At 67.3% G+C, this 10,026-nt stretch carries 11 protein-coding genes; 3 read left to right on the plus strand and 8 right to left on the minus strand.

The window, feature by feature from the left end; all coding sequences use genetic code 11:
- On the plus strand, window positions 1-482 hold a 482-nt coding region (locus tag ACFE7U_RS11320; protein ID WP_375409827.1), incomplete at its 5' end, for an MFS transporter.
- A gap of 6 nt (window positions 483-488) precedes the next feature.
- Here the strand turns inward: ACFE7U_RS11320 and ACFE7U_RS11325 are convergent.
- The 7 genes from ACFE7U_RS11325 to ACFE7U_RS11355 form a co-directional block, all read right to left on the minus strand.
- Window positions 489-1,028 (minus strand): cyclase dehydrase, encoded by a 540-nt coding sequence (locus ACFE7U_RS11325; RefSeq protein ID WP_375409828.1) that lies wholly within the window; start codon window positions 1,026-1,028, stop codon window positions 489-491.
- Window positions 1,029-1,180: 152 nt separating this feature from the next.
- Window positions 1,181-2,353 (minus strand): zinc-dependent alcohol dehydrogenase, encoded by a 1,173-nt coding sequence (locus tag ACFE7U_RS11330; protein ID WP_375409829.1) that lies wholly within the window; start codon window positions 2,351-2,353, stop codon window positions 1,181-1,183.
- Window positions 2,354-2,692: 339 nt separating this feature from the next.
- Entirely contained in the window at window positions 2,693-3,133 is a 441-nt protein-coding gene (locus tag ACFE7U_RS11335) for a BLUF domain-containing protein (protein ID WP_375409830.1), read from the minus strand.
- Window positions 3,130-4,800 carry an EAL domain-containing protein gene (locus ACFE7U_RS11340; RefSeq protein ID WP_375409831.1) on the minus strand — a complete coding sequence of 557 codons (1,671 nt, stop codon included), beginning with the start codon at window positions 4,798-4,800 and terminating at the stop codon, window positions 3,130-3,132. Before ACFE7U_RS11340 ends, ACFE7U_RS11335 begins: the two co-directional genes overlap by 4 nt.
- A gap of 55 nt (window positions 4,801-4,855) precedes the next feature.
- Entirely contained in the window at window positions 4,856-5,653 is a 798-nt protein-coding gene (locus ACFE7U_RS11345; RefSeq protein ID WP_375409832.1) for an EAL domain-containing protein, read from the minus strand.
- A 61-nt stretch (window positions 5,654-5,714) separates the two neighbouring features.
- The gene (locus ACFE7U_RS11350; protein ID WP_375409833.1) at window positions 5,715-6,167 is read right to left on the minus strand and encodes a BLUF domain-containing protein; all 453 of its coding nucleotides are present in this window, start codon (window positions 6,165-6,167) and stop codon (window positions 5,715-5,717) included.
- A 518-nt stretch (window positions 6,168-6,685) separates the two neighbouring features.
- Window positions 6,686-7,237 carry a CoA-binding protein gene (locus tag ACFE7U_RS11355; RefSeq protein WP_375409834.1) on the minus strand — a complete coding sequence of 184 codons (552 nt, stop codon included), beginning with the start codon at window positions 7,235-7,237 and terminating at the stop codon, window positions 6,686-6,688.
- Window positions 7,238-7,282: 45 nt separating this feature from the next.
- Here ACFE7U_RS11355 and ACFE7U_RS11360 point away from each other — a divergent pair, with 45 nt between their 5' ends.
- The gene (locus ACFE7U_RS11360) at window positions 7,283-7,741 is read left to right on the plus strand and encodes a PaaI family thioesterase (protein ID WP_375409835.1); all 459 of its coding nucleotides are present in this window, start codon (window positions 7,283-7,285) and stop codon (window positions 7,739-7,741) included.
- A 2-nt stretch (window positions 7,742-7,743) separates the two neighbouring features.
- Here ACFE7U_RS11360 and ACFE7U_RS11365 read toward each other — a convergent pair whose 3' ends face one another.
- Window positions 7,744-8,355, minus strand: a complete 612-nt coding sequence (locus ACFE7U_RS11365; RefSeq protein WP_375409836.1) for a TetR/AcrR family transcriptional regulator — start codon at window positions 8,353-8,355, stop codon at window positions 7,744-7,746.
- 45 nt (window positions 8,356-8,400) lie between these two features.
- On the opposite strand from ACFE7U_RS11365, the gene ACFE7U_RS11370 reads away from it, so the two are divergent.
- The coding region (locus ACFE7U_RS11370; RefSeq protein ID WP_375409837.1) for an FAD-binding dehydrogenase at window positions 8,401-10,026 on the plus strand (1,626 nt) is incomplete at its 3' end.

Genomic DNA, 10,026 nt, shown 5'->3' on the forward strand with positions numbered 1-10,026 from the left:
CCACGACGCTCGGCTTCTCGCGCCCGACCTTCCTGCTGTTCGAATGCATCGCCGTGGTCTTCATGGCGCTGGCGATCCCGATCTCGGGCTGGGCGGCCGACACCTTCGGCCGACGGCCGGTTCTGCTCTCGGGCCTCGCCTTCACCGCCGGGCTCGGGCTGCTGCTCGGACCGATGCTGGGGAGCGGTGAGGGCGCGACGGTGCTCGCCTTCCTGTGCCTCGGATTGTTCGCGATGGGATGGTTGTTCGGTCCGATGGGCGCGTTGCTGCCGGAACTGTTTCCGACGCGGGTGCGCTACACTGGCGCCTCGGTGAGCTACAACCTCGCCGGCATCCTCGGCGCCTCCGCCGCCCCCTATCTCGCGCAGCGGCTGGCGGAATGGGGCGGCATCGGCTGGGTCGGGCTGTATCTGGCCGTCGCCGCCGCGATCAGCTTCGCGGCGGTGTCGCTGATGCAGGAGACGGGACGCGGCGAGATCTGACCGCCCTCACGCCGCCCAGGGCTTGAGGGCGGCGGGCGTCAGCATCCCTTCGCTGCCCTCGACGTTCTTGGCGACGCCGCGTGACTGCCGCATGCCCTGCGGGTAGCCGGTGCGCCTCCGATAATTGCCGATATGGGGCAGGGGGTGGGGCGTCGACCGGGTCAACCGGTCGGCGCAGATTGCGTCCAGCACCGTGACGCCGGCCACGGCAGCGGCCGCGATGAGGAGGTTGTCCTTTTCCCGGTTGCCCTCGTAGCTGGCGGCAAGGGTCGCGAGATCGAGGGCATCGCCGGCGATCCGGCCCCAGATCCACGGCGTCGGGTCCTCGGAAGTGAGGATGCCGACGCCCGTGGCGACCTCGCGCACGCCGTAGGCGCGAATCAAGCCGTCCTGGTCGCGCATCCCGAGAGCGCGGGCGATCGCGCCGCCGGCCAGGATTTCGGCGAGGCCGAGGCCGATCGAGAACCACCCGAGCCCGCGGGCGAGGGTATCGGTTGCGGTGTCGGGATGGCCGCGGCGGGGGGAACTTGGGCCTTCGTAGCGCATGGGATGAGTCCTTAGTCAGTAAACGCTCGACGGAAATCCCCCCTTGTGGGGAGGGGGCAGGGGCTGGGGGTGGTTCCGCTGGCCTCGACACAGGGTCACCCAGCCACCCCGACCTCCAACTCCTCCCCACAAGGGGGAGGAGAGACACGCCCCTACGGCTTGATGACCACCTTGATGCAGCCGTCCTTCTTGTCGCGGAACGTCTTGTACATCTCCGGACCCTGCTCCAACCCGACGCGGTGGGTGATGACGAAGGAGGGATCGATCTGGCCCTCCTCGATCCGGCGCACGAGATCATCGGTCCAGCGGTTCACGTGGGTCTGGCCGGTGCGGATGGTCAGGCCCTTGTTCATGATCATGCCCATCGGGAACTTGTCGACGAGCCCGCCATAGACGCCCGGAATCGAGAGGGTGCCGGCACCCCGGCAGACATAGGCCATCTCGCGCAGGACGTGCGGCCGGTCGCTCTCCAGCATCACCGCCTGCTTCGCGCGGTCGTACATGGAGTCGATCGTCGCCGTGGCGTGGGCCTCCATGCCCACCGAGTCGATGCACTTCTCCGGCCCCTTGCCCGACGTCATCTGGTTGAGACGCTCGATCACGCTCTCGTCGGAGAAGTTGATGGTCGAGGCGCCGCCGGCACGCGCCATCTCCAGGCGCTCGGGCACGTTGTCGATGCAGATGACCTGTTTGGCGCCGAGCAGGATCGCCGAGCGGATCGCCATCTGCCCGACCGGGCCGGCACCCCAGATCGCCACGGTGTCGGTCGGCTCGATGTCGCACTGGACCGCGGCCTGCCAGCCGGTGGGGAAGATGTCGGACAGGAACAGCACCTGCTCGTCGGTGAGGCTGTCGGGCACCTTGATATGAGTCGCGTCGGCATAAGGAACGCGCAGGTACTCGGCTTGCCCCCCCGCATAGCCGCCGGTCAGGTGGGTGTAGCCGAACAGCCCTGCGGTGGTGCTGCCGAACACCTTGGACGCCATCGCCTTGTTGCGGTTCGAGCGCTCGCAGACCGAGAAGAAGCCGCGCTTGCACTGGTCGCACTCGCCGCAGATGATCGTGAAGGGCACAACGATGCGGTCGCCCTTCTTCAGCGCGCCGTTGATGCCTTTGCCGACCTCGATGACCTCGCCCATGGTCTCGTGGCCCATGATGTCGCCCTTCTCCATGCCGGGCATGAAGTGGTCGTAGAGGTGAAGGTCGGAGCCGCAGATGGCACAGGCCGTGACCTTGATGATGACGTCGCGGTCCTGCTCGATCTCGGGATCCGGGACCGTATCGCAGCGGATGTCCTGCGCGCCGTGCCAGACGAGAGCTCTCATGGTGGTCTTCTCCCCGGTGCGCCGTTGGTTGGCGCCTATGGGTGAGAAACCGGCCAGGGCGGTTCATGTTTCACCGAATGGTCAATTGTTCTCAGGCGATAATGGTGAGGCGTTCCGCGCCGCGTCGTTCCGCGGCGATGCCTCGCACCCGGATAACGCGAAGGCGATCCTAGCCGTCTACTTGCGGCTGTCCCCGTCGGAATGGCGGACGAACGGGAGTAGCAGCGCTTTCGAAGCGCCGGCACGATGGGGCGGCCGGGCGAGGTCCGCGCCTAGCTGGGCGCCGCGGCGGCGCCCGCCATGCCCGATCCATGCGGACGGGGCGTCTCATAGCCTGACTCAGCAGACCTCTTCTTCCTCTAACGTGAGATTGTAGAGCATCGCGTTGACGCGGTCGCCGGTCAGGCGGGAGGGGTCGAAACCGCTTTCTCCCGCGATTCCGCCGAACCGCTCCGCATCGAAGGCCGACGCGCCGACGAACGCCATCGACCAGTTCGTGAAGCTGCGCTCAGGGACAGCGCCGAAGCTCAGCAGCGACACGTCGCCGTGGCGCTCATCGCGCTGGATGCGCTCGAAGGTCGCCTCCACGGCCTCCTGGCTTCCCTCCAGCACCTGGGCGAAGCAGCCGGAGTTGAAGAGCAGCGCCCCCGTGACCCCGACCCGGCCGTTGTTGATACGGCTGATGTCGAGGATGCCGCGCACCTCCCGCAGCACGAAGTCCGGGGAACCTTCCATCTTGTTGCGGCTGTAATAGACGAGGCGGTGCAGGGTCTCGCTCACTGTTCATCTCCGATGGGTGATGAGCCGATGGTGTCCATGAGGAGGGCGGCGGCGGCCGCGCCCGTCATCGGGCGTCCGGTCAGGAAGCCCTGGGTCTCGCTGCAACCCTCGGCCCGGATCGCGGCCAGTTGCTCGGGCGTCTCCACGCCTTCGGCGGTCGTCTTGATGCCGAGGCTCGCACCGAGGCTCGCGACGGCCCGCACGATCGCGGTGCAATCGGCATCCTCTCCGAGCCCGCTGACGAAAGCCCGGTCGATCTTGATCTTGTCGAAGGGAAACTTCTGCAGGTAGCTGATCGACGAGTAACCGGTTCCGAAATCGTCCATCGAGATGCGGATGCCGAGCGCCCGCAACCTGTTGAGGGTGGCGAGAACCTCTTCGGTATTGGCCAGCAGCGAACCTTCGGTGATCTCGAGCTCGAGGCGGCTCGGATCCAATCCCGATCGGGTGAGCGCCGACAGGATCGTCTCGACGAGCTTGGCGCTCCGGAACTGCACCGGGGACAGGTTCACCGCGATGGAGACCGGTCTTGCCCATCCCGCCGCCTCGCGGCAGGCCGTTCGCAGGACCCATTCCCCGATCGGCGTGATGATGCCGATATCCTCGGTGAGGGGAATGAACTCGGCGGGCGAGACGGTGCCGCGCACGGGATGCTCCCAGCGCAGCAGGGCCTCGAAACCCACGACGGTGTTCGACCCGAGGTCGTATTGCGGCTGATACGCCAGCGTGAACTCCTTCATCGCCAGGGCCTGGCGCAGATCGAGTTCGAGGCTGCGCCGTTCCTTCATCCGGGCGTCCATGCTGGCCTCGAAGAACCGGAACGTTCCCCGCCCGTCGGCCTTGGCGCGATAGAGGGCGAGATCCGCCCGCTTCATCAATTCATCCGGCTCGGACGCGTCCGAGGGCGAGAGCGCCACGCCGACGCTGGTGCCGATGTTGAGCATGTGGCCGTCGACCACGTAGGTACGACCGATGAGGTCCACGAGACGCGTCGCCAGCGTCTGGGCCGCCTGCGGCTGGGCCGTATCGGCTTGCAGGATCGCGAACTCGTCTCCCCCGAGGCGTGCCACGACGTCGCCTTCCCGCACCGCGCTGATCAGGCGCTCGGACACCTTGCGCAGCAGGGCATCGCCGACCGGATGGCCCAGCGTGTCGTTGACCGCCTTGAAGCGGTCGAGGTCGAGGCAGATGACGGCGACCGCCGATCCGGTTCGTTTCGCCCGCGCGAGCATCTCCTGAAGGCGCTCGTGGAGGCTCGCCCGGTTCTGCAGCCCGGTCAGGGCGTCCTTCTGGGCGAGCTCGGCGTCCCGCATATAGGCCGTGACGTCGTCGAAAGTGAGGACGTAGCCGCCCGTCGATAGCGGCTTGAGGATCGCATCGACGAACCGCCCGTCGCAGAGGGAGAGGCGTCCCTGGGTCAGAACCGGGACGTCCCCGACGGTCTCGAGGAAATCAATGCCTCCCTTGACGTCGCAGATCGTCAAAAGACCCGGCAGGGTGCAGCCCGTCACCTCGACGCCGTCGAAGAGCGCACGGGCGCTGTCGTTGGCGAACTCGACCTCGCGCATCTCGTTGAGGACCATGACGGCCGTCGCCATCTCGGGCAGGGCCGCCGATCGCGGTTCGACGATGCCGATGTCGGGGAAGGAGAAAGCTGCGGCCGTCATTCGTTCAGGACCCTCGAGAGCACGCCATATGAGGGCCGCCATGGCCCGTCGCCGTTCAACCGGCTCTGAGACGATCCGAAGACCATGTCGCGGCCGGACCCGAAGCGAACCCGGACACCGACGGCAGGGCCGCGATCTGGGGTTTGGCGAAGAAATAGCCCTGCGCCAGCGTGGCGCCGGCCGCTCGCAGGACGATCAATTCCGCCTCGGTCTCGACGCCCTCGACGATGACGCGGATCCCCAGCGTCCGCGCCAGGTTGATGATGCTGGCGACGATGGCCTGCCGGACCGGATCGGTATCGATGTTCCGGATGAGGAGCATGTCGATCTTGATGAGATCAGGCTGGAAGTTGGCGAGCAGGCCCATATTCGCGTAGCCGGCGCCGAAATCGTCGAGTGCCGTCATGAAGCCCTGTCGGCGATACTCGGTGACGATCCGGTTGAGATGGCCCGGATCGGTGCAGCGCTCGTTCTCGGTGAACTCGAACATGAGTTGCTCGCGCCGGAATCCGACGCGCCGGGCAGCGTCGAGCGAGGCGCGGATGCACGCGGCCGGCTCATACACCGCATTGGGCATGAAATTAATCGACAGCCGCGTCCGGTCGTCCTGGAAGAGCTGTCCGGCCATCTCGATCGCGCGCACGCGGCAGGCTTGATCGAACTTGTAGAGGGTCGCCTCGGTCACCTGCGAGAGGATCGAGGCGGCGGATTCGCCTTCCGGGCCGCGCACCAGGGCTTCGTAGCCCCAGATGTTGCCCGCGGAGAGGTCGACGATCGGCTGGAAGGCCATCGTGAAGGGGATGTCGAAGCCTTCGCCGTTACGACAGGCGCGACATTGATCGGCGTTCTTCATCTCTGATGCTCCCGCTCGTGAAGGCACCCAGGGGGCGATTGAACCGTTGGTATGACGCCGCTCAGCCGGCCCGGCGCTGGCCATGGCGCTTGGCGGTGTCGAATGCCTGAAGGTCCAGGGCGAGCTGCAGGACTTTCGTGCTGTTGAGCTTGCTCGGGTCCATGCTGCTGCCGATGCCGTGCTGCAGATAGATCTCCTGCACCTCGACCGAGCGCATGGCGCCGCCCATCGACCAGTCCGGGAAGGAGCGGTCGGTCACGTCGCGGGCATTCATGATCGATGCCCCGCTGTGCCGCGTATCGCGGGCGATCCGGGTGTAGGTCTCGGTGACCTTGATGCGCTCGCCTTCGAGGATCTGGACGAACCACGTCTTATCGAAGATCAGGAAGCCGGTGATGCCGTCTCGGACGTTGTTCCGTTGCGCTACGGAGAGGATCTCACGCAAGTTCGTCAACATGACTCTGTCGTCACCGGGAACAGTGTTCCGACTGAAGTAGACAAGCTGATGGATCACGACGGAACTCTACGTTTAAGAGACATTGTTATCGGAACAAGTTTCGATCGCCGTAACGCTTACGATCGAGATTTATACTTTACGTATGTCTTCGATCACTAAAATGAAGCGCCGACCAGCTAGTTCTACGACTTGAACTCCTAACGTTTAGTAAATCCCTCTGTATTCGTTGCGGCTTCTTTTTCATGGGCTGTATTTTCATGCCCATGACGAACATAACATATGATATTACAAGAAATCGATGATGGACAGCTAGAGTTTTTCTGTCACCGGGCCGCGCCCCTACGTTGAACTGCGCGCGAATGACGATTTCAGGTCCTCATCGTCATGAAGCGGCCGAGGCTCGATGCACGGTCGACGTGCCGCTCGTGAGCAATGTCTCGGGGCGGCATTCGGGTCGTGCGGACGCGCTTGCGCCGTATCGCGCGAAGGCCGAAGAATTCAGTCGTTCGGACGTCTCCGCCGATCGAACCGGGCCACGGCGTCCCGATGGCGGGACTCCGGGGCCTCGGCGGCCGTCACCTGCGCTCGATCGTCAGCCGCTGCACGCCCTTGCCACCGAGCACCGGTTTCCTCGCGCTGATGATCCGCGAGTTCACCCCGCTCCACCCGATCTCGCCGGATAGCCGGCCATACTCGATCTTGGGGCAGCGGTTCATCACCACGGTGACGCCCCTGGCCTGGGCGCGGGCGGCAGCCGCGTCGTCGCGCACGCCGAGCTGCATCCAGATCACCCTCGGCAGAACCGGCAGCGCAAGGGCCTCGTCGACGAGGCCCCCGGCCGCGTCGGAGCTCCGAAAGATCTCGACCATGTCGACCGGGCCGGGCAGCTCGGCGAGGCGTGACACGACCGGCTTGCCGAGCAGCATCTGCCCGGCCAGCCCCGGATTGACGGGGATCACGTCGTAGCCGCGGCTGAGCAGGTATTTCAGCACGATCCAGCTCGGCCGGGCGGAGTTGGACGAGGCACCGACCAGCGCGATCGTGCGGGTCCGCATGAGCAGCTCCCGGATCAGCGCGTCGGGATAGGCGATCTGGCGATGGTCGAGACTTAGGGTGGGATGGCTCATGGATCCGACTTGTCGGGCATCGCGTCGCGTGCTGCAAGACGATGCATGAGCATGCCCCCCCTCATGTCGCTTGCCGAGACCATCGCCTTCCTGGAGCGGGAATTCCCGCAGATGCACCACGGCGGGCGCTCCTACCATCTCGAAGCCGTCGGCCCCCTCTGCGCCACCATGCGGATGGACCATCACGACCGCTTCCTGCGCCCCGGCGGCACAGTGTCCGGCCCGGCCATGATGGCGCTGGCCGACCTCGCGCTCTATGCCGCGATCCTTGCCAATATCGGCCCGATCGGGCTCGCCGTGACGACGAACCTGAGCTTCAATTTCCTGCGCAAACCGGGAACGAAGGGGCTGGTCGCCGATGCCCGCCTGTTCAAGCTCGGGCGCCGGCTCGCGGTGGGGGAGGTGCTGATCACCGAGGCTCAGTCGGAAGACCTCGTCTGCCACGCCACCGGGACATACTCGATCCCGCCGGAGGCGGCCGGAACCGTGACGCCGATCCGGTAGACCTACGGCGGCGTCGCCCGCAACCGCTCGATCGCGTCGGCGGCGAGCCCCGCCAGGGTGCCCGGCGCCAGCCCGGCCGCCCTCTGGAGCGGGGCGCCGATCAGCGCCGCCCCGAGCGCACTCGTCAGCAGCGCGGCGGCGATGATCCCGGCGCCTTCCGTCTCCGGGTCGGCGCCCGTCGGCTCATCCGCCCGCAGGGCGGCGACCGAGCGCGACACCGCCGCAAAGAGCGGCTCCAGCCCCTCCATCCGCCCGGTGGCCGCGAGCCAAGCCACGAGGCGCCCGGCGCCGTCCTCGTCGAAGGCACGGAACACCGCCTCCACCACGGCCCCGGCCGGCACCGTGCCCCTGCGGAATCCCGGAGCCGCCGCCTCCACGGCCCCCGCCACCTCCTGCGCCATGGCGGCGATCAGCGCCCGGTGCAGGGCGCCGATCGAGCCGAAATGGTGGGTCAGGTTGCCGTGCGTCATGCCGAGGTCGCGGGCGACCATGGGCAGTGTCAGCGCCTCGGGTCCGTGCGCGAGGAGCAGGCGCCGGGCGCACGCCACCGCAGCGTCCCGGACCGCATCGGGGCTGCGCCGGAGGCGCGTCCCGGTCTTCTCAGATATTGTCATGCGTGATAGTAACATGGTCGGGCTGCGGCGGCGAAGGGTTCGGGGATGGCACCACGCGATGCGGATGCAATCGTGGTCGGGGCCGGCCTCGCCGGGCTGGTGGCAGCCACCGAACTCACGCAAGCCGGCAAGCGGGTCGTCGTCGTCGATCAGGAACCGGAGCAGAACCTGGGCGGCCAGGCCTTCTGGTCGCTGGGCGGGTTGTTCCTGATCGATTCCCCCGAGCAAAGACGCCTGGGCGTGCACGATTCCCTCGATCTCGCCCGCCAGGACTGGATGGGCTCGGCGGGGTTCGACCGCGTCGAGGACCATTGGCCCAGGGCCTGGGCCGAGGCTTATCTCGCGTTCGCGGCTGGCGAGAAGCGGGCCTGGCTGCACGCTCTCGGCCTGCGCTTCTTTCCCGTGGTCGGCTGGGCCGAGCGCGGCGGGCCATCCGCGACCGGCCACGGCAACTCGGTGCCGCGCTTCCACATCACCTGGGGCACGGGGCCGGGCGTGCTGGCCCCCTTCGTCGCGAGGGCGCGCGAGGCGGAAGCGCTCGGTCTTCTGAGCTTCCGCTTCCGCCACCGGGTCGACGCACTGGAAACGAGCGCCGGCCGGGTGATTGGGGTGCGCGGCGCGATCCTCGAGGCGAGCGACGCCGTCAGGGGAGCGATGACCTCTCGCGTCGAGACCGGCGCCTTCGCGCTCCACGCCGATGCCGTGATCGTCGCCTCGGGCGGCATCGGCGGCAACCACGACCTCGTGCGCCGGAACTGGCCGGCGCGGCTCGGGACCCCGCTGCGCTCCATGGTCTCCGGCGTGCCCGCCCATGTCGACGGGCGCATGATCGCGATCGCGCAAGCCGCCGGGGCCCGGCTGATCAACCCGGACCGGATGTGGCACTACGTCGAGGGGTTGCGGAATTGGGACCCGATCTGGCCCGACCACGGCATCCGCGTGCTGCCGGGGCCGTCCTCGCTCTGGTTCAACGCCATCGGCCACCGGCTGCCGCCGGCCCTCTATCCGGGGACGGACGCGCTCGGCCAGCTCGCCCATATCGCGGCCACGGGCTACGACTATTCTTGGTTCGTCCTCGACCAGAGCATCATCCGCAAGGAGTTCGCCCTGTCGGGCTCCGAGCAGAATCCCGATCTCACCGGCAAGAACTGGCGGTTGACCGCGCGTCGCGCTGTCGGTCGCCGCGCCACCGCGCCGGTGGAAGCCTTCAAGGAACGGGGCGCGGATTTCGTGGTGCGGGGCGACCTCGACAGCCTCGTCGCCGGCATGAACGCGCTCGCCGGCAACGATCTCCTCGACGCCGATCACATCCGCGCGCAGATCGAGGCGCGCGACCGGCAGATGGCCAACCCCTACGCCAAGGACGCGCAGGTGGTGGGTCTGCACAACGCCCGGCGCTACCTCGGCGACCGGCTGGTGCGAACGGCCAAGCCCCACGCCATCCTCGACCCACGCCACGGACCGCTCATCGCCGTGCGCATGAACATTCTCACCCGCAAGACGCTGGGCGGGCTTAACACCGATCTCGGCGCGCGCGTCTTCGGGCAGGACGGCGACCTCATCGACGGGCTCTACGCGGTGGGGGAGGCGGCCGGCTTCGGCGGCGGTGGCATGCACGGCTACCGCTCGCTGGAAGGGACGTTCCTGGGCGGGTGCCTGTTCTCGGGGCGG

This window comes from uncultured Methylobacterium sp., from assembly GCF_964251405.1.
Classification (GTDB): domain Bacteria; phylum Pseudomonadota; class Alphaproteobacteria; order Rhizobiales; family Beijerinckiaceae; genus Methylobacterium.